17 protein-coding genes are annotated in these 18539 nt (G+C 65.0%); 8 read left to right on the top strand and 9 right to left on the bottom strand.

The annotated features are described in order from the left end of the window. Window positions 1–5 precede the first annotated feature (5 nt). The 3 genes from ACF8LI_RS13555 (at window position 6) to ACF8LI_RS13545 (ending at window position 3742) form a co-directional block, all read left to right on the top strand. Window positions 6–1181 (top strand): acetyl-CoA C-acyltransferase, encoded by a 1176-nt coding sequence (locus ACF8LI_RS13555; protein ID WP_016446755.1) that lies wholly within the window; start codon window positions 6–8, stop codon window positions 1179–1181. Window positions 1182–1289: 108 nt separating this feature from the next. Then, on the top strand, window positions 1290–3134 hold the full coding sequence (locus ACF8LI_RS13550; protein WP_392413056.1) for an acyl-CoA dehydrogenase: 1845 nt from the start codon (window positions 1290–1292) through the stop codon (window positions 3132–3134). 272 nt (window positions 3135–3406) lie between these two features. Beyond that, window positions 3407–3742, top strand: a complete 336-nt coding sequence (locus ACF8LI_RS13545; RefSeq protein WP_392413054.1) for a hypothetical protein — start codon at window positions 3407–3409, stop codon at window positions 3740–3742. Here the strand turns inward: ACF8LI_RS13545 and ACF8LI_RS13540 are convergent. From ACF8LI_RS13540 to ACF8LI_RS13525, 4 genes are all read right to left on the bottom strand, one after another. Beyond that, window positions 3714–4643: a hypothetical protein gene (locus tag ACF8LI_RS13540; protein ID WP_392413053.1), complete on the bottom strand. Its 930-nt coding sequence runs from the start codon at window positions 4641–4643 to the stop codon at window positions 3714–3716. The two genes, ACF8LI_RS13545 and ACF8LI_RS13540, sit on opposite strands and share 29 nt — an antisense overlap. Before the next feature lie 556 nt (window positions 4644–5199). Next, window positions 5200–5664, bottom strand: a complete 465-nt coding sequence (locus ACF8LI_RS13535) for a GNAT family N-acetyltransferase (RefSeq protein WP_043790368.1) — start codon at window positions 5662–5664, stop codon at window positions 5200–5202. A gap of 166 nt (window positions 5665–5830) precedes the next feature. Further along, window positions 5831–6064, bottom strand: a complete 234-nt coding sequence (locus ACF8LI_RS13530; protein ID WP_016452903.1) for a hypothetical protein — start codon at window positions 6062–6064, stop codon at window positions 5831–5833. A 14-nt stretch (window positions 6065–6078) separates the two neighbouring features. After that, on the bottom strand, window positions 6079–6777 hold the full coding sequence (locus ACF8LI_RS13525; protein WP_034349093.1) for a hypothetical protein: 699 nt from the start codon (window positions 6775–6777) through the stop codon (window positions 6079–6081). Window positions 6778–7038: 261 nt separating this feature from the next. Here ACF8LI_RS13525 and ACF8LI_RS13520 point away from each other — a divergent pair, with 261 nt between their 5' ends. Beyond that, window positions 7039–7962, top strand: a complete 924-nt coding sequence (locus ACF8LI_RS13520; RefSeq protein WP_392413050.1) for an AAA family ATPase — start codon at window positions 7039–7041, stop codon at window positions 7960–7962. Between the two features lie 86 nt (window positions 7963–8048). Here ACF8LI_RS13520 and ACF8LI_RS13515 read toward each other — a convergent pair whose 3' ends face one another. Then, window positions 8049–10124, bottom strand: coding sequence for a pyridoxamine 5'-phosphate oxidase family protein (locus tag ACF8LI_RS13515; protein ID WP_392413048.1), 2076 nt, complete (start codon window positions 10122–10124; stop codon window positions 8049–8051). Between the two features lie 46 nt (window positions 10125–10170). Next, the gene (locus ACF8LI_RS13510) at window positions 10171–10782 is read right to left on the bottom strand and encodes a glutathione S-transferase family protein (protein ID WP_392413047.1); all 612 of its coding nucleotides are present in this window, start codon (window positions 10780–10782) and stop codon (window positions 10171–10173) included. A gap of 201 nt (window positions 10783–10983) precedes the next feature. On the opposite strand from ACF8LI_RS13510, the gene ACF8LI_RS13505 reads away from it, so the two are divergent. Then, a complete protein-coding gene (locus ACF8LI_RS13505) occupies window positions 10984–11883 on the top strand; it encodes a LysR family transcriptional regulator (protein WP_392413045.1) in 900 nt (299 codons plus the stop codon). A gap of 16 nt (window positions 11884–11899) precedes the next feature. On the opposite strand, the gene ACF8LI_RS13500 is transcribed toward ACF8LI_RS13505, so the two are convergent. Beyond that, complete coding sequence (locus tag ACF8LI_RS13500; protein ID WP_392413043.1) at window positions 11900–12241, bottom strand: hypothetical protein; 342 nt, start codon at window positions 12239–12241, stop codon at window positions 11900–11902. Between the two features lie 32 nt (window positions 12242–12273). On the opposite strand from ACF8LI_RS13500, the gene ACF8LI_RS13495 reads away from it, so the two are divergent. The 3 genes from ACF8LI_RS13495 (at window position 12274) to ACF8LI_RS13485 (ending at window position 16669) form a co-directional block, all read left to right on the top strand. Next, window positions 12274–13608, top strand: coding sequence for a sigma-70 family RNA polymerase sigma factor (locus ACF8LI_RS13495; protein ID WP_016452896.1), 1335 nt, complete (start codon window positions 12274–12276; stop codon window positions 13606–13608). Window positions 13609–13788: 180 nt separating this feature from the next. Then, entirely contained in the window at window positions 13789–16122 is a 2334-nt protein-coding gene (locus ACF8LI_RS13490; protein WP_267178359.1) for a TonB-dependent receptor, read from the top strand. 43 nt (window positions 16123–16165) lie between these two features. After that, entirely contained in the window at window positions 16166–16669 is a 504-nt protein-coding gene (locus ACF8LI_RS13485) for a flavodoxin family protein (RefSeq protein ID WP_017405227.1), read from the top strand. Window positions 16670–16727: 58 nt separating this feature from the next. Here ACF8LI_RS13485 and ACF8LI_RS13480 read toward each other — a convergent pair whose 3' ends face one another. After that, window positions 16728–17726, bottom strand: coding sequence for a hypothetical protein (locus ACF8LI_RS13480; RefSeq protein WP_392413041.1), 999 nt, complete (start codon window positions 17724–17726; stop codon window positions 16728–16730). 350 nt (window positions 17727–18076) lie between these two features. Further along, the gene (locus ACF8LI_RS13475; RefSeq protein ID WP_392413039.1) at window positions 18077–18538 is read right to left on the bottom strand and encodes a hypothetical protein; all 462 of its coding nucleotides are present in this window, start codon (window positions 18536–18538) and stop codon (window positions 18077–18079) included. Between the last annotated feature and the right edge of the window lies 1 nt (window position 18539).

Here is an 18539-nt window from a genome sequence, read left to right as displayed (position 1 = left end):
TATCCATGACATCCGCCGTGATCGTTTCCACCGCCCGCACCCCCCTGGCCAAGAGCTGGAAGGGTGCCTTCAACATGACCCATGGCGCCACGCTGGGCGGCCATGCCGTGCAGCACGCCGTGCAGCGCGCAGGCGTTGACCCCGCCGCCGTCGATGACGTGATCATGGGCTGCGCCAACCCCGAAGGCGCCACCGGCATGAACATCGCGCGCCAGATCGCGCTCAAGGCCGGCCTGCCCATCACTGCGTCGGGCATGACCATCAACCGCTTCTGCTCCTCGGGCCTGCAGACCATTGCCACCGCATCGCAGCGCATCATCGCGGGCGAGGGCGATGTCTACGTGGCCGGCGGCGTGGAATCCATCTCCTGCGTGCAGCAGGAAATGAACCTGCACATGATCCAGGACCTGGCCCTGGCCAAGCAAAAGCCCGAGATCTACTGGAGCATGCTGCAGACCGCCGAACAGGTCGCCAAGCGCTACGGCATCGGGCGTGACGCCATGGACGAATACGGCGCCGCCAGCCAGCAAAAGGCCTGCGCGGCCCAGGCCGCCGGCCTGCTGGATGCCGAGATCGCCCCCATCACCGTGACCATGGGCGTGGCCGACAAGGTGCGCGGCCTGATCACCAAGGAAGTGACCTGCAGCAAGGACGAGGGCGTGCGCGAGGGCACGACCAAGGAAGGCATCTCGGGCATCCGCCCCGCGCTGCCCGGCGGTGTGATCTCGGCCGGCAATGCCAGCCAGTTCTCCGACGGCGCAGGCGCCTGCGTGGTGGTGAGCGAGGACTATGCATCGCGCAACAACCTCAAGCCCATCGGCCGCTTCCTGGGCTTTGCCGTCGCCGGCTGCGAGCCCGACGAAATGGGCATCGGCCCCGTCTTCGCGGTGCCCAAGGTGCTCAAGAAGCTGGGCCTGACGGTGCAGGACATCGACCTGTGGGAGCTCAATGAAGCCTTTGCCGTGCAGGTGCTGTACTGCCGCGACAAGCTGGGCATCCCCAACGACCGCCTCAATGTCAACGGCGGCGCCATCGCCCTGGGCCATCCCTACGGCGTCTCGGGCCAGCGCCTGACCGGCCACGCCCTGATCGAAGGCAAGCGCCGCGGTGCCAAGCGTGTCTGCGTGACCATGTGCATCGGCGGCGGCATGGGTGCCGCCGGCGTGTTCGAAGTGCTGTAAGTACAGGTGGCGGCTGCGGCCGCCACCGCCTGTTCCCGTTACTCCTGTTGGCCGCACGCGCTCCCTCTGGCGGCGCCTGCGGCTTCTTTTTTGATTCCGGACCCCACCATGCGCCTGCGTTCCACCATCGATTTCCTGCTCTATGAATGGCTGCGCGCCGATGCGCTGGGCGAGCGCGAGCGCTTTGCCGACCATTCGCGCGACACCTTCGATGCCGTGCTCGACACCTGCGAGCGCATCGCCCGCGAGAAATACGCCCCCTTCAACCGCACCGTGGACACGCAGGAGCCGCAGTTCGACGGCGAGAAAGTCATCCTGCCCCGGTGCACCCACGATGCGCGCCAGGCCTATGCCGACTCGGGCATGCTCAGCGCCGCCCAGGACTACGACATTGGCGGCATGCAGCTGCCCTACACCGTGGAGGCGGCGGCCAACAGCTTCTTCGCGGCGGCCTCCATCAGCATCGGCTCCAACATGCTGACCTCGGGCAATGCCAACGCCATCATGGCCCACGGCACGGACATGCAAAAACAGGTCTTCGCCGCCAACGAATTCAATGGCCGCTGGGCCGGCACCATGTGCCTGTCGGAGCCCCAGGCCGGCTCCTCGCTGAGCGATATCGCCACCCGCGCCGAGCCCGATGGCGCCGACTTCGAGAGCGATGCGCTGGGCCCGCGCTACCGCCTCAAGGGCAACAAGATGTGGATCAGCGCGGGCGATCATGAGCTGACCGAGAACATCGTTCACCTCGTGCTGGCCAAGATCCCGGGGCCGGACGGCAAGCCCGTGCCCGGCGTCAAGGGCATCTCGCTGTTCATCGTGCCCAAGAAGCTCGTGGACACCGAAGGCCAACTTACCGGCGAGCGCAACGACGTGGCCCTGGCCGGTCTCAACCACAAGCTGGGCTGGCGCGGCACCACCAACACGCTGCTGAACTTCGGGGAAGGGCGCTTTCCCGTGCGCGGCGGCGCCGGGGCCGTGGGCTACCTGGTCGGCAAGCCCGGCGAGGGCCTCAAATGCATGTTCCACATGATGAACGAGGCCCGCATCTCCATCGGCATGGCCGCCACCATGCTGGGCATGGCGGGCTACCACGCCAGCCTGGAGTACGCGCAGAACCGCCCGCAGGGCCGGCCGATCAAGGGGGCGCTGGGTGCAGCCGGCAAGGATGCCACGCGCCCCCAGTCGCGCATCATCGAGCACGCCGACGTCAAGCGCATGCTGCTGGCGCAGAAGTCCTATTGCGAAGGCGCGCTGGCGCTGAACCTGTTCTGCGCACGCCTGGTCGATGAGCAGCACACCGGCACGCCCGAATCCGTGGCCGAGGCCCGGCTGCTGCTGGAAGTGCTCACCCCCATCTCCAAGAGCTGGCCCAGCGAGTTCTGCCTGGAGGCCAACTCCCTGGCCATCCAGATCCACGGCGGCTACGGCTACACGCGCGACTTCCCCGTGGAGCAATACTGGCGCGACAACCGCCTGAACATGATCCATGAAGGCACGCACGGCATCCAGGCCATGGACCTGCTGGGCCGCAAGGTGCTCATGGACGGCGGCAAAGGCCTGCAACTGCTGGCCACGCGCATCAACGACACCATCCAGCGCGCCATGGCCCGGCCCGAGCTGGCCGGTTACGCCAATGAACTGGCCAAGGCCCTGCAGGAAGTCGGCGCCACCACCAAGGCCGCATGGGCCACCGACGATCCTCAGCAGGCCCTGGCCAATGCCGTGCCGTACATGCAGGCCTTTGGCCACACGGTACTGGCCTGGACCTGGCTGGACGTGTCCCTGGCCGTGCTCGCCAAGGACGCCGCCCTGGCCGAACCCGCCAACGCTGGCCGCATGGCCGCCATGCGCTATTTCTTCGGCTACGAGCTGCCGAAGATCGGCGCCTGGCTCAAGGTCGTGCGTGAGCGCGACATGACTTGCGCGCAGATGAGTGAAGAGGCGTTCTGAGGGAGTTGGCAGCACGGCTGCCGGAGGATGCAAAAAAGCGCGGACCATGTGGTCTGCGTTTTTTTTTATTTCAGGGATTTTCAAGGTTGCCGGAGAGCCTGGCCTGCTCTTTGACCCATTCCCTGGTTTTTCCGCGAACGCACCATTCGGGGTTTTTGACCCAGTCCGTGAAATATATGGTGGGGTGCCCTTCCAGGATATTGCAGCGTGTATAGCCAAGTTTGGGCATTGCATAGTATTGCAAGGGAGTTATGAGGGCAAGGCAAGAAGCCATGATTATTAATCCTGCCAGCATGGCTGCGTTAAAGCTGCGTTCGGTTACCTTTAAAATTGATGTTTTGCATGGTATTGCCTTGGATAATGAAGAAATTAGACCAACTGCCAATATTACGGGAAAATATGCTACGACTGGTGCTCCGGGTGTTATTCTTATTGATGCTGATAATTCAACGAGATCCTTAATGTCATTAAATATTGCATGCTTAATGTACCAAATGCAAAGAATAAAAACGAAAATATCTAAAGGGATGCACCAAATCAAGGTTTTCCTTATTTTTTTTGCGTCCAACATTTTATTGATTAGTTTTTGCGATTTGTGCGGCACATAAATTCATTTCTGAAAATTTCTGTGGAACACTCGTTAAGTTTATACTCTATCTGATGATTTGTTTTATGATTTTCCAGATTAAGTTTGTCGATATTTATTCGATATATTCCTTGAGGCATGCTGCTTGTAAAAATGCGTAGCATGTTGATCACATGTTGTTTGATTTTTAAATCATCGTCTATTTGATTCAAGATGATTCCTGTGACAAGTACGGCCACTGCCACAGCAGCCAAAGGAAGAATTGCAAGGGACGTTGCCGTTGCAAGCTTTATTCCCAAGCCAAGGCCTACCATCGTCGCCAATCCCGCCTTGACCGCCTCCACTCCAATCCCACCCACAAGATCATGCATTGTCTTCTCGTCATTGAAGATGAAGTCCAGTGTCTCTATCCCGGTGCCCACCACCAGGCTCAGAAGAAACCCGCCCTTGGCCACATTCTGCAGACCGCGAATACCCAAGCCCATCTGGACCATGCGTGGATTGGCGGCAAGGAATCGCGTGCCTTGCAGCAGCTGGCGGCGAAGTCCCGCGTAGCCTGTGATGATGATATAGGTGCCTGTGGCGGTTGTCTTGATATAGGAGCGGGCACCGGCCAGGCCCAATGCAATCAGCGTTTTGGTGATCAGGTACGCGTCGCTGACCATCAGGGAGGCGGGAGCGACCCAGGGTTTGCCTGCATTCGGGCTGGCGGTGTCTGTCCAATATTGTCCAAGCGCACTGTGGGCCAGCATGGCATGGAGCGTGGCCGCCAGGCGAGGATTGTTACGCGCCTTGTCGCTCAGTATGTCCGCGTATTCCTGTGGCGTGAGCACAATGGCATCTATCTGTTTTTGCTCCATTTGGCGAGCAAGCATGTCGGCATAGCCAATCTGATAGAAGGTGGCGGCAATGGAGGCTGGCATGGTGTATGGAGACGCTGGATCGGAAGCGGAATCGATGATTCCAGCCAATGCGCCTTGATCAATAAAGGCAATTTGACGGAAATGAGTGGTTGCAAGCAGGCGAATAATCCGCTGTCAGTGTCCAAGCGGGTTTCTGATGTTTGCTGTGCCAAGAGTCCTCATTTGATTTCATGGCCTGCACGAGGTCAATCAAAGAAGTCGCCCGCAGATCATTTTCAGAATTATCCTTAGGACAATTCCTAAAATCAGGTTTGAAATGCCAGGTGAATAGATATGCTGCCAATGAGCGTTTGGTCCCAGGCAGCGCCATTCGCCATGGGCGGTATTCACGGGGCACAAGCACAGGCTGCCCGGCTCGGCCACGGGCATTTGCGGATGAAGGATGCGGGGAGAGGGTGGTCCGTACCGCCGCTGCGCTTGCGGGCAGGCTGTTGGACCGGGGTATGGGCTACGGTCTCACCGTGCTGAATGCTTGCAGACGAGGACTCAGGGACCAGGTGTCAGCGCATCGGAAGCCGTGCAGGCGCTGAAGGCCGCCTGCCGGAGGGTGCATGCCTCAAAGATCCAGTCCGAGATAACGCGTGCCCGGCACGGGATTGAAGCTCACCGGTTCCGCATCCACAAAACCCAGGTTTTCATACAGCCGCTGCGCAGCCTGGAACTCGGGCAGCACGTCCAGGCAGATGCGGGTGTAGCCCGCATGCCGTGCGGCGTCCAGGATGCCTTCCACCAGGCGGCGCCCCAGGTTCTCGCCGCGTACCGTGGGGCGCACGTAGACACGCTTCATTTCGCCTGTCTGCGCATCCACCTGGCGCAGGGCGGCGCAGCCCACGGGCTGGCCGTCTTTCCAGGCCAGCAGCACGCAGCCCTCGGGTGCGGCGTACTTGCCGGGCAGGGCGGCGAACTCGGTCTCGAAGTCCTGGAAGTCCAGGCTCACGGTGGGGCTGGCCACGTATTCCCGGAAGATGCGGACCACGGCGTCGAGGTCTTCGGGAAAGTGGGCGGGGCGGATATCGGTCATGGGGGCAAGGGGTCGAGCCCTGTTCAAGGGCGCTGCTCAGTTGGAATGAAAGCGCACAAGGATAGGGCAAGACGCCCGGGCCGCCGCCGATCCGCTACAGCATGGGCACCACGCCCAAGCACAGGGCATCGTCGTGCGCCAGGCTGGCAACGGTATAGCCCGCAAGTCACTCCTTCAGGGGCGCCTGTTCAGTGCTTTCGCACCTGCCGGTTTGCCTGGAGATCTGTGCTCCAGCTTTCAGGCATTTGTCTTTCTCCACATGGTTCAGGATCAGCGGCGCCAGCCACGCTGCCAGCAAGGCAAGCGCCGAGGGCAGCACGCCAAGCACCCACAGCATCCACTTCGCCTCACGCCGGAAATGCCCGGAGACTCCTGCGTTGGGCGATGCGGGATCTTTCATGGCGATGGCTCCGCTCAACTGCACAAGCGCAGATTGGTGCGCGCAGCCTTGAGCATGGGCAGCACCACATCGGCATCGGTGGGCGGATAGACCTCGCGCAGTTCCTGATCCGTCTTGCCGGCTTCCTCGGCCAGCGGGGCCAGGGTCTGGCGGCAGGCGGCTGCGTCGCCCGAGCGAAGCTGCGCCAGCGCCAGGTCGTTGCGCAGCCAGCCCTTGGTAACGCCGGTCAGCACCTCATCGCAGTCCTGCAGCACCGGCGCCAGCGTGGTCAGCGCCAGGCGGTAGTCCTTGGCGTCGTACGCGCGCTTGAAGTTTCTGCGCGATGCGGCAATGGCCTTGTCCGTGCAGCCGGGTGTGGGCCGAAGGTAATCGCCGCCAAACCAGGCCCGCATGCCGCAGAAGTCCCGGCATGCATCGCCGGTGGCCGTGTCGACCCCGACGCGCTGGCCTGCAGGCGTGAAGTCCACGGCGCAGGCCGAATTCGCCATCCTGGCCCGGCCGTTGGTGATGGTGCCTTCCAGCTCACAGGTATGGCCGTTGGCTCCCACGGTCTGGATGTGGAACTTGCCGCCAGCCTGCACCACCAGATCGCCGCCCCCGCCTTTGCGGACATAGGTGCCCGGTGATGGTGTGGTTTGCTGTGCACTGGCTACGCCGATGTGGCAGGCAAGAACCAAGGACGGCAGGCGTAGCAGGTGGACAGCGAGTTTCATGGGCAGGGGCTTGGGAGTTGCGGTGTAGATGGCCAGCGCCGGAATTGCAGCGAGTGTATCGATGAAGACCATTGGTCTTGGCAACGCCGTTTGTCTGGTGTCCGTGTGGTGCGGCGCACAGTTACATTGCTCCTCCATAAAGCCTTGGTCATTCATGGAAACCACAAAGCACATCAATCCAGACCACTATTTGGAAACCGAACAAGGTCGCCTGTTCTCCCCGAACGCAGTGCTGCCGCATGGGAGTTGGCGTACCGGGACTTGGACAAAGCACTGTCTGCCGGCTCGCCCGCGACCAAGCTCTATGTGGTGGTGGGGGTGCAAGCTGCAGGCAAGAGCAGCTGGATTCAACAGAACGCCGCAGCGTTGGGTGGTGATGCGGTGTTCTTTGATGCCGCCCTTCCGAAGACGGTGCATCGTGAGCGTGCCATTCAGATCGCCAGATCACATGGGGTGCCCGTAGTCTGTATTTGGCTCAAAGCCGATTTGCAGACGTCCTTGCAGAGAAACGCGCAGCGGCGGGCCGATCACCAAGTGCCGGAGCAGGCCATTCGCAGCGTGTTTGCCATGTTCGAGCCGCCGAGTGAGCAGGAAGGGTTCGCGGTAGTCCATATCGACGACACCGAGCCGGCCTCCGGGAGCTCCATCCAGCCCATGGGGCCGCGCCAGTTCCCGTCCCTTCAGGATCTCGACCAGCAGGTGATTGTGGGCTGGCGAGCTTGCGAGATGGCGTTGGCCGTAGGCGGCCGCTGGGATATGGATGAATCAGGTCGGCAGCACTGGGTACCTGGCGAAGCAGTCTGGAGCCATCCGCAGGTGCCCTATCTCCAGTTCATCGAGATTTGGATCCAACTGGTGGACGGACGTGTCTGGTCAATGCTTTCCCGTATCGACGATGGCAGCGGGTTTCACGGCCTGTACCTTGTGACTCCAGAGGCGTCTGAGTCGGGTCCCGGCGTGCCTGCATCCATTGGTTACCGTGACCGACTGCTGGCTGAGTTGCCCTTGGGTCTTGTGCGGATAAAAGACATGCGCCGGGATGCAGATGGCTTTGTCGTGGAGATGTGCATGCACATCGGCCAGAAAGTGGTTCGGTTCCTGTCAGGGGAGGTCTATGAGCGGGGTCAGGGCCTGTTTGAAGTCATAGAGCTTGATGAATCGATACTCGTCCAGATAGAAAGCTAGATGCAGCGAGGCATTGGGCAGCAATCGCTGATGTGCCTTTTGCCGTCGGTATGTCCTGATGTGGAAAGCGCGCAGAGACAGGCTCCTCACAACGCCAGATGCAAAGCCTCCCCCGGCCCCTGCGCAGGCACGGCGCAGCAGATCAGGGCCTCGCCCGCTGGCACGGCGAAGGAAGGTGGCGAGGCATAGGTCACCCCGCCCTGCAGCACACGCGTGCGGCAGTCGCCGCAGCTGCCGCCCCGGCAACCGAAGGCGGGCTCCAGGCCTCGCGCCTCGGCCACTTCGAGCAGGTTGCCGTCGCCGGGCTTCCAGCGCGCTTCCTTGGCCGAGTCGGCAAAGATGATGCGGACAGGCTGCGTGGCGGGTGCCGGCAGTTCGGCGGCGGGGGCTGCACCGGCCATGGATCGCTTCAGGGCCGAGGGACCGAAGGCTTCTGCGTGGATGCGCTCGTCGGGCACGTTGCGTTCGCGCAGGCCGTCATAGGTGGCCTGCATGAAGGCGTCTGGGCCGCAGAGGTAGAAGTCGTAGTCGTCCCAGGGCAGGGTGGCTTTCAGCAGGGCCATGTCGATGTGGCCCTCATGGTCGTAGTCGCGGCCGGCCTTTGCCGTGCCGGGCTGGCTGAGCGTTCGCACCCAGTGCACCTCGGCATTGCCGGCCTTCACCAGTTCGGCAATCTCCGTGTCAAAGGCCCGTTCGCTGCGCGTGCGAGCCGCCTGGAACAGCCAGGTGGGCCGCAGGCTGCGGGTGCGCCGGCCTTCGTGGACGATGTGGCGCAGCATGGCCAGCAAGGGCGTGATGCCTATGCCCGCGGCCAGCAGCACGGCGGGGCGGCGCAGGGCCGCATCGGCGGTGAAGCTGCCAGCGGGCGGGCGGGCCTCGACCAGATCGCCGGGCTTCAGGCCATGCAGATGGCTGGATGCGCGGCCTTGCCTCTTGACGCTGATGCGCAAGCGCCCGTCCGAAGGCGCCAGCGACAGCGTATAGGTGCGCTGCAGATGGCTGCCGTCCGCCAGCGTGAGGCGCAGCGGCAGGTGCTGGCCGGCCAGGGGGGCCACCGTGGCCATGCCATCGGCCGGCTCCAGGTAGAGCGAGCGGATGGTGGAACTCTCATCCACGGCCTGCGCCACCCGGAACGGTCGCCACTGCCGCCCCAGCCGCGCGGCGGCCAGGCGCTGGCTGGCATCGGCCCAGCTTCCGGTCATCTGCAGGTGGGGCGACCAGCCGTCGGCCGCCATGCTCCAGCGCAGCGGCAGGGCGTCGGGCCGGCGCACGATGCGGCGGGGCTTGAAGGTCCACAGGCGCTCGGCGCCCTCGAAGGCGGCGATTTCCGGGGAGTCAAGGATGACGCTGGCCTCGCCCGTCATCTGCAGCATTTCCCCGGTTTCGGAGTCGATGAACAGCAGGCCCGCCTTGGGATTGACCAGGAAGTTGCCCAGGGTCATGAAGAACAGGTTGCCCGAGAAGTCGGGGATGGTCAGCGTTCCATCGGCGTCGATCCGCACAAAGCCCGGCTTGCCGCCACGGTGGGAGACATCGACCTGGCGCAGGCCATCCTCCCCATCAACGTAGGACGCCACGTAGAACGTATCCGCCTGCGTAATCAGGGCCTGTGCGCGCGGGTCCAGCGATGCCAGTTCGATCGCCGGCACCTGCGTGGGCTCGTCCGCAGGCCGGACGAACCGGACGCTGCGGTTCTGGATATAGCGCGGGCAGTTGCCGAAGCTCTGGACCACGCCGATGTCGAAGGCGCCCGCCCCATCAACGCCCGCCTTGCGCCGCACCGTGCCGTTGAGTCGGTTGCGCCGGCGCGTCATGGGGTCCATGCCCAGCAGGCCCACGGCATGGCCGTCGCCCAGGCCCGGCTCGGCCGGGTCGGCCGCATCACGGCCCGCCGCCACATGCAGGGTCGATGGATCGGGAGAGTGCAGGAAGCCCGGCTCGCCGGCCCGTACCGTGGCCCAGGCGTCGCCTTGCGCATCCACGCTGCCCAGCATCACGAAATGCAGCAGCGGGTAGAACTCGCGGTGCTGGTCCAGCAGGAAGGGGCGCACAAACTTGCGGCCCGGCATGTCCATGCGGTCCACGACGCCAACGCTGTGCTGGATTGCCAGTTCGCCCGCATGCCAGGGCGAGGCGGGGTTTTGCAGGGGTTGCGGGTGCATGGTGCGCTCCTTTGCCGGGGTTTCAGGGGAGGTGTGGCTCAGGCGCTCAGGCCCGCAGGCCCGCCGGTGTCTGGGCGAATGCCACGAAGCCCGGCAGCGCCTCGATGCGGCCCAGCCAGGCGCGCACTTCGCGGTAGGGTTGCAGGTCCACATTGCCCTCGGGCGCGCTGGCGATGTAGCTGTACAGGGCCACGTCGGCAATCGTGGGCGTGTTGCCGGTGAGGAAGGGGCGGGTGGTCAATTGCGCCTCGATCTTGCCGAGGATGGCGTGGGCGCGGGCTATCACTTCCTCGGCCTGGAAGGAGGCCTTGAACACCGTGACCAGCCGGGCCGCCGCCGGGCCGAAGGCAATGGGGCCGGCGGCGATGCTCAGCCATTTCTGGATCTCGGCCTCGGCCCGGGCGCCCAGGGGCATCCAGTCCTGGCGGTCCAGCTTGCGCGCCAGGTAGACCAGGATGGCGTTGGAGTCGGCAATCACCGTGCCGTTGTCGTCCAGCACCGGCACCTGGCCCAGCGGGTTCAGCGCCAGGAATTCGGGCTTCTTCTGCGCGCCGTTGGCCAGGTCCACATGGACCAGCTCATGCTCCACGCCCAGCAGGCCGAGGAAGAGGCGGGCGCGGTGGGCGTGGCCGGACAAGGGGAAGTGGTAGAGCTTCATTGCGGTTCCTTTGGGTTGGTGAAGGCGCCGGTTGTCGGTGCCACGGGACGTATCCTCCTTCCCCGCCCGCATCTTTAGAATCCCTGGCGGCGGCAAGTCACTCTTGCCGGAACGCGAACAAAGCGCCGGCGCCAACCTGGGCAGGCCTGCGCGGGCCGCTCGCAGCCGGGCAGACACACGACAAAGACAAGGCAGGCACAGATGGATCGCTTCCAGTCCATGACGGCATTTCTCGCGGTGGTGGACACGGGCGGCTTCGCCTCGGCCGCACGGCGGCTCAAGGTCTCGCCCTCGGTGGTGACGCGGGCCGTCTCCGACCTGGAGGAGCGCCTGGGCGTGCGCCTGCTCACGCGCACCACACGCTTCGTGCGCGTGACCGAGGCCGGCACGGCCTACGCCGACAGCTGCCGCCGCATCCTGGCCGAGCTGGAAGAGGCCGACGAGCATGCCGCAAGCGCCCATGCCGCACCGCGCGGCCGGCTCACGCTCACGGCGCCGGTCAATTTCGGGCGCATGCACGTGCTGCCCGTGGTGCACGACTACCTGGGCCGGTTTCCCGAGGTGGACGTCAACTGCTGGTTTGTGGACCGCGTGGTCAGCCTGGTGGACGAGGGCGTGGACGTGGCCGTGCGCATCGGCGAGCTGCCCGACTCCTCGCTGCAGGCCATCCGCGTGGGCAGCGTGCGGCAGGTGCTGTGCGCCTCGCCCGCATACCTGGCCAGCCACGGCGTGCCCCAGCGGCCCGAGGAGCTTGCGCAGCACACCACTATCACCGCATCCGGCCTCACCTCCACGCCCGAATGGCGGTTTCTCGAAGGCGACAAGGCACTGGCCGTGCGCCTGCAGCCGCGCCTCATGTCCATGACCAACGAGGCTGCGGCAGACTGCGCCCTGGCCGGGCAAGGCATCACGCGCCTGCCGCTCTACCAGATCGCCAAGCCCGTGCAGGAGGGCGCACTGCGCCTGGTGCTGGAGTCCTTCGAGCGGCCACCGCTGCCGATTCATGTAGTGCACAGGGAAGGGCGGCATGCCGCGCACCGGGTGCGGGCGTTCATCGATATGGCGGTGGATGCGCTGCGGGTGGCGGCGTTGAAGTGGTAGCGGGGCCGAGACTTCGCTACCGCACGGCCGTGGCCTCGACCCAGACCGTCTGCCCCGGATGGTGTTCCTCAATGGTGGACACGGCATCGTCGATCAAAACGCGGTCCTCCAGTGAGTAGGCAAAGCGGCTGAGGTTGGGCCATTGTCGGGCGGCGTAGTCGGCTTCGGAAATCGCATCGCTGCCGCACCAGACGGAGTCGTTTTCGGTGGCGGCGCGAAGTGCCTGTGCCAAGCCGGTAGACGTGATCGCCAGGAAGATCATGGGCATGTGGTCCGGATGTTGACGGGTGGACAGTTTGCCTTCGATGGCCAGTCCGCCGAGCCAGCCTGGATCAAACAAAATTAGAATGATAGTCATTCTCGTTATCGATTCATCACCTCCCCCCGGCCATGCCCACCCCTTCCGCTTCTTGGACCGCTGCGCGCTGGCACCAGCTTTTCTGTGCCTGCCAGCAGCAACTGGTGTCCTATCTGGCCGGCAAGACCGGCAGCCGTGATGAGGCGCAGGAGCTGGCCCAGGAAACCTGGCTGCGCCTGGCCGATGCGCCGCCGCAGCTGCCCGATGGCAGCTCGCCCACGCTCGAAGCCGCGCGGGCCTACCTGTTTGCCACGGCCAAGCATCTGGCGATAGACAGGCTGCGCCAGCGCGGTGCGCAGCAGCGCTGCATGGACGACTGGGCGCAATTGCAGCCCGAGGCCGAAGGCGATGTGGCCGACCGAGCCATGTACCGGCAGGCACTGGCTGTGGTGGAGCGCACGATTGCAGACCTGCCCGAGCGCATGCAGGCCGCCTTGCTGGCCCACCGCCTGCATGGCGAGCGGCAGGCCGACATCGCCCGGCGCCTGCAGGTCTCCCTGAACACCGTGGAGCGTGACCTGATGCAGGCCGATGCCTGCCTGGAAGCCGCCTTGCTGCGCTGGCGCGGCGGGGTGGATGCGGGCTTGCAGGCCTCTTCCAGAAAGCGGCGGCGGCGTGCCCTTGGCGCACTGCTGGGCGTGGCCGGCATGGCCTGCGCGGCCTGGCCCGCCTGGCAGATGTGGAGCCGCCGCGTGCTGTGGCAAGGTGAACTGGCCAGCGCCACGGGCGTGCAGCGCAGCCTGGAGCTGCCCGATGGCAGCGTGCTGCGCGTGGACGCCGCCAGCCGCGTGGCGCTGACCTACCGTGCCGACCTGCGACAGGCACAGCTGCTGGAAGGCGCTGCCTTCTTTGCCGTGGCCCGCGATGCGGCACGGCCCTTTGTGGTGGAGGCCGGCCCCCTGCGCGTGACCGTGCTGGGCACGCGCTTTGGCGTGGAACTGGAGCCCGATGCGGTGCGCGTGCAGGTGGAGTCGGGCCAGGTGCGGGTGGAGCATGCGGCCACCGGACGCAGCCAGTTGCTGCAGGACAGCCAGTCGCTGCGCATTCCCCTGGACGGCGGGGCAGGAGATGCCGACGGCGCTGCCTGGCAGCCGCAGCTCCAGCAACGGCCCGCGGCCTGGCGCGAGGGCGAGCTGGTCTTCGAGCAGGAACCGCTGGGCCGCGTCGTCCACCGTCTGGGCCGCTACACGCGGCGCCGACTGGTGGTGGAGGAGGGCGCGGCGCAACTGGCCATCAGCGGCCATGTGCGCATTGCCCAGACCGAGCGATGGTTGCGCGGGCTGCCGCAGTTCGCGCCAGTTCAGGTCAGCGTGCTGGACGACGGCGGCCTGCGGATTGCGCGGCGCGGCGGGCGCGCGGAGCCGTGAGGTTTTTTTCAGGGTTTTTGGGAGTGACTCGTATTTGCATATGAAAGGCCGGGCGCCCTGCCTGAGCCGGCGATTCGCAATGAGCCTGTCTTCCAGAAAGTCCTTATGTCCGCTCCCAAGTCCTCCCGATTCCGATTCCGCCTCCGCCGCACAGCGGTTTTTCATGCATGTGCAGGCCTGGTGCTGGGCCTGCAACTGCAGTTGGCCGCCGCGCAATCGGTGTCCTTCGACGTGCCGGCCCAGCCGCTGGCCCAGGCGCTGAGCCTGTTTGCGCGCCAGGCGGGGCTGCAGCTCACCTACTCCTCCGAACTGGTGCAGGGCCGGCAGGCCCCGGCGCTCAACGGCAGCCACGATGTGCGCCAGGGCCTGGCGGCATTGCTGCAGGGCAGCGGCCTGCAGGGGCGCATCGAGGGCGGCACGCTGACGCTGCTTCCCGCTGCGGCCAACGCGCCTGAGAATGCACACCGCCTGTCCGAGATCACCGTGACGGCCGGTGACCAGTATGTGAGCCTGCTGCCCGCACCCTACGCCGGCGGGCAGGTGGCCAAGGGCGTGCGCCTGGGCGTGCTGGGCAATACCGGCAACATGCAGGCGCCGTTCAGCACCACCAGCTACACGTCCGAGGCCGTGCGCAACCAGCAGGCCGGCACCATTGCCGAGGCGGTGAACCGCGACCCTTCCGTGCGCTACACCGTGCTGCCGGGCGGCAACGTGGACAACCTCTATATCCGGGGCTTTCCGATCTGGGAGGGCAACTCGGGCGAGATCGCCTTTGACGGCATCTACGGCATTGCCCCCAACTACCGCGTGCGCACCGAGTACGTGGACCGTATCGAGGTGGTCAAGGGGCCGGGCGCGCTGCTGTTCGGCATGTCGCCCAACGGCTCGGTGGGCGGCGTGATCAACATCGCTCCCAAGCGCGCCAATGAAGATGTGGCGCGGCTGACCACGGGCTGGACTTCGGACAGCCTCTGGCGTGCCCATGCCGACGTGGGCCGGCGCTTTGGCGACGAGGCCCAGTACGGCATCCGTGTGAACGCCAGCAAGTACGGCGGCGATACGTCCATGGACCATCAAAGCACCGACGGCCATGTGCTGGCCGTGGCGCTGGACTACGAGGTGGAGCGCTTCCGCGCCACGTTGGACCTGCTCTCGCAGGACGAGCGCATCGACGGCGTGGGCCGGCCCATCATGCCCACGGGGCTCTCCTCCATGCCTGCTGCGCCCGACGGCACACTCAACGTGACCCAGCCCTGGGAATGGTCCAGGAATCGCGAGCGCGCCGTGCTGCTGCGCACCGAGCTGGACCTCACGCAGCAGCTCACGCTGTTCGCCAACATCGGCCAGTCGCGCGCCAATGTGGACCGCATCTATGACTCCGCCCCGCGCCTGACCAGTGCGGCGGGTGCCACCAGCATCACGCCCACCTATGCGGTGTTCGACGTGGACCGCAGCACCATCGACGCTGGCCTGCGCTCGCGCTTTGCGCTGGCCGGTGTCAAGCATTCGGTCACGCTGCAGCTGGCCAGCTACCGCGAGGATTTCCATCGTGCGCTGCAGGCGGGCTCGGCGGTGGCGTCCAACATCTATGCGCCTGTTGCCCATGCGCCGCAAAGCATTGCGCGGCCTTCGGCCATTCCGCGCATTCATGACAACCGCAACACCAGCCTGGCCCTGGTGGATACGCTCTCGCTGCTGCAGGACCGGCTGCAACTGTCGCTGGGCCTGCGCCACCAGGCCATCAAGTCCACCAACTACAACGTGCTCACAGGCGGCACCGCCAATGTCTACGACGAGAGCGTGACCACGCCCGCCGTGGGCGTGGTCTGGCGCCAGGCGCCCAACTGGAGCCTCTACGCCAACTACATCGAAGGCCTGAGCAAGGGCGACATCGCCCCGCCCGCCGCCAGCAACTACGGCGAGGTGTTGCGCCCCTACAAGAGCCGCCAGTACGAAGTGGGCAGCAAGTACGACTTCGGCAGCTTCATGGCCACGGCCGCCCTGTTCAGCATTGAAAAACCCAGTGGCGGCCTGGATCAGGGCGTCTACAAGACCAACGGCGAGCAGCGCAACCTGGGCATGGAGCTGTATGCCTACGGCGAGGCCGCGCGCGGCCTGCGCCTGCTCGGTGGCGTGACCTGGCTCAAGCCCGAGATCACGCGCTCGGCCACGCCTGCGCTGGTGGGCAACCGGCCCATCGGCACTTCGCGCCTGCTGGCCAACCTGGGCGTGGAATGGGATGTGCCCGCCGCGGAAGGCTTGACCCTGGTCGGCGACCTTGCCTACACCGGCGCCCAGTTCGTGGACCAGGCCAACCGCCTGCGCATCCCGGGTTGGACACGCACCGACCTGGGCCTGCGCTACGCCACCCGCATCGCAGGCCGCAAGACCACGCTGCGCGCCACGGTGCAGAACGTGGCCGACCGCAAGGCCTGGGCCGGTGTCACGTCCTGGGGCGCTGTCTCGCCGATGATTCCGCGCACCTTCGTGGTGTCGGCATCGATGGATTTCTGAGGTCGGCGCGGTGGCTGGGCGGGCCGCGCTCTATGCTTGAGGCATGAACGCAAGCAAGACCCTGCTGATCGTCTACCACTCCATGACCGGCGGCACCCGCCAGATGGCCGAGGCCGCGCGCGACGGCGCAGCGGCCGAAGGTCAGGGCGTGCAGGTGCGCCTGCTGCACGCCTGCGAGGCCGGCCCGGACGATGTGCTGTCCGCCGACGGCTACCTCTTCGCCACCCCGGAAAACCTGGCCGCCATCAGCGGCCAGCTCAAGGACTTCTTCGACCGCAGCTACTACGCGGCGCTGGACCGCATCAACGGCCGGCCCTATGCCAGCCTCATCTGCGCCGGCAGCGACGGCCAGAATGCGGCCCGCCAGATCGCCCGCATCGCCACCGGCTGGCGCCTCAAGCCCGTGGCCGAGCCCCTGATCATCTGCACCCACGCCCAGACCACCGAAGCCATCCTGGCGCCCAAGCAGATTGCCGCAGCTGAGCTGGAGCAGTGCCGGGCGTTGGGGGAGGCGATGGGGGCCGGGCTGGCGCTGGGAGTCTTTTGAGGGTTGCCAGCATCTTGGGTGCCCTACATCTCTTGGTGGCCCGGTCGCCCGGTGTGGTTCAGCCGAACAGGCGCGACCAGAATCGGCCTTTTCCACCCACCTGCTGCCGGGCTCCCTGCATGTGGGCGCGTATGCCGAGCAGTTGGGCGTCGTCCGGATCGTGGCGCAGGGCGATCTCGACCAATTCAGGCTGAAGGTGCGAGGCCTTGAGCTGGCCCAGGGCCCTGAGGGCGGTGACCTTGTGCGCATGAACGAAGCTCATGCTGCGAACTTCCCATGGCGCTTGCTGTTGCTGCGGCGAAAGCTGCGCATAGCGGCGCTCGGCTTCGGCCACGATGTCGAGGACGTCCTGGTGGTGGCTGGTCTCGTTGAGATAGGCGCATGCGGTCTGCGCGCAGTCCAGATACAGGCCGGTATCAAGCGCGTAGTCCTCCATCAGCAGCAGGGACAGGTCGGTGGCTTGCTTGCGGTTCCCCAGTTGCCGATAGGCATGGCGCAGGTTTTCCAGCAGGGCCCGGAAACAGGTCTGCTGCAGCCCGGCTTCGAGGACGGCGGCCGCCTGCTCGTACTGTTCCTGCGCGTTGTACAGCACGCCCAGGTTGTTGCAGCACATGGCATAGGTGTGGATGTCCAGCGCGGCGGGCGCGGCCTCCTGGCCGTTTGCCGGCGTGCCGGCGCTGGCGAAGCGCTCCAGACAGCGTTCGTAGAGTGTGGTCTGCAGGCGCTCGATTTCCTGCAGGGCCGCTGCATCCGTGTCGGGGCGCTTCCACTTGCCCACGGTCACGCCGGCCGTGTAGTAGTCGGGTGCCGCCGGGCTATCAGCCAACTCGGGATAGGAAAAGATGCTGCGCCAGGGCACGGCATGCTCCATCTCGAAAATGCGGGCTTGCAAGTCCACCTGGGGCTGCAAGGCATGAGACTTGCGGTAGGCGGCCAGCGCGGGCTCGGGTTCGTCCAGCCAATAGTGGGCACTGCCCAAATAGCGGTGTCCATAGGCATTGCCTGGTGACATTGCCAGTGCGCGCTGCGCCCATTCGCCGACCTGGCGCAATGCCATACCGCGGTCCTCGGTGAATTGGTCACTGGAATCGAGATACACCAGGCACAGCATCAGCCATGACCATTCGCTACCCTGGCCTGATTCGGCAGTGGCCTGAATGCTGGTCAAGAGGCTGGCAATCGCTTCATTGTCCAGATGGCTGAAAACCGTGGTGCCAGACCATAGCGCATGCATTCGCGCGTGGTCGCCCTGGCTGAAGGCATGCATTCCTTGGGAAATCAGTCGTTCCATGGTCTGTTGGGAATATTGTGGGAGGCGCCATCGTATCCGCTGTGTTTGACAGGAGGATGTGGCACCACTCAATGGGAGCGATAAGACGCCCGTGCAGACAATGTCTGAACAACAGGTCAAAGCCCCGTCAACTGCGGCAATGCCTTCTCGCAGGCCTTGCGGCACAGGTAGCGCAGGTCCTGTTCACCATCTTCACTGCGCAGGTAGCCGGCGCCGGCGGCGTTGATGTTCCATTCATAGACCTTGCCCGAGCGCAGCAGCCGTCCGCTGAAACTGCAGGGCAGGATGATGGATTCCTCGTGGAAGCTGCCAGCCGAGACTTGCCTTGCCGTCGCGAAATAGCGGGCCACGTCGGCGGCGTCCAAGCTGACTTTCTCGCAGCCCATGGTCTCGCCCGAGCCTACGGAACGGGTGACCGGGCCGATGACGGAAATGGGTGCCGCCTTGGCCGCGTGTTTGGGCGTGGATGCGGAAGTAGATGAGGCTTGCAACGGCGCATGCAGGCACAGCATCACGGCAGCCCAGGCGGCAATGCGCAGGCTGCGAGAGGGATTGTTGAAAAGCTGGCTGGATGGCATG

This window comes from Delftia sp. WSY_12, assembly GCF_043104645.1.
Lineage (GTDB): Bacteria > Pseudomonadota > Gammaproteobacteria > Burkholderiales > Burkholderiaceae_C > Comamonas > Comamonas tsuruhatensis.
This window is presented reverse-complemented; position numbering and strand designations above follow the sequence as displayed.

Coding starts and splice junctions, on each gene's coding strand:
- ACF8LI_RS13540 (WP_392413053.1), bottom strand. CDS start 4,643: ATGCCAGCCTCCATTGCCGCCACCTTCTATCAGATTGGCTATGCCGAC.
- ACF8LI_RS13485 (WP_017405227.1), top strand. CDS start 16,166: ATGAACGCAAGCAAGACCCTGCTGATCGTCTACCACTCCATGACCGGC.
- ACF8LI_RS13480 (WP_392413041.1), bottom strand. CDS start 17,726: ATGGCATTGCGCCAGGTCGGCGAATGGGCGCAGCGCGCACTGGCAATG.
- ACF8LI_RS13500 (WP_392413043.1), bottom strand. CDS start 12,241: ATGACTATCATTCTAATTTTGTTTGATCCAGGCTGGCTCGGCGGACTG.
- ACF8LI_RS13505 (WP_392413045.1), top strand. CDS start 10,984: ATGGATCGCTTCCAGTCCATGACGGCATTTCTCGCGGTGGTGGACACG.
- ACF8LI_RS13530 (WP_016452903.1), bottom strand. CDS start 6,064: ATGAAAGATCCCGCATCGCCCAACGCAGGAGTCTCCGGGCATTTCCGG.
- ACF8LI_RS13545 (WP_392413054.1), top strand. CDS start 3,407: ATGATTATTAATCCTGCCAGCATGGCTGCGTTAAAGCTGCGTTCGGTT.
- ACF8LI_RS13535 (WP_043790368.1), bottom strand. CDS start 5,664: ATGACCGATATCCGCCCCGCCCACTTTCCCGAAGACCTCGACGCCGTG.
- ACF8LI_RS13550 (WP_392413056.1), top strand. CDS start 1,290: ATGCGCCTGCGTTCCACCATCGATTTCCTGCTCTATGAATGGCTGCGC.
- ACF8LI_RS13495 (WP_016452896.1), top strand. CDS start 12,274: ATGCCCACCCCTTCCGCTTCTTGGACCGCTGCGCGCTGGCACCAGCTT.
- ACF8LI_RS13475 (WP_392413039.1), bottom strand. CDS start 18,538: ATGCCATCCAGCCAGCTTTTCAACAATCCCTCTCGCAGCCTGCGCATT.
- ACF8LI_RS13510 (WP_392413047.1), bottom strand. CDS start 10,782: ATGAAGCTCTACCACTTCCCCTTGTCCGGCCACGCCCACCGCGCCCGC.
- ACF8LI_RS13525 (WP_034349093.1), bottom strand. CDS start 6,777: ATGAAACTCGCTGTCCACCTGCTACGCCTGCCGTCCTTGGTTCTTGCC.
- ACF8LI_RS13515 (WP_392413048.1), bottom strand. CDS start 10,124: ATGCACCCGCAACCCCTGCAAAACCCCGCCTCGCCCTGGCATGCGGGC.
- ACF8LI_RS13555 (WP_016446755.1), top strand. CDS start 6: ATGACATCCGCCGTGATCGTTTCCACCGCCCGCACCCCCCTGGCCAAG.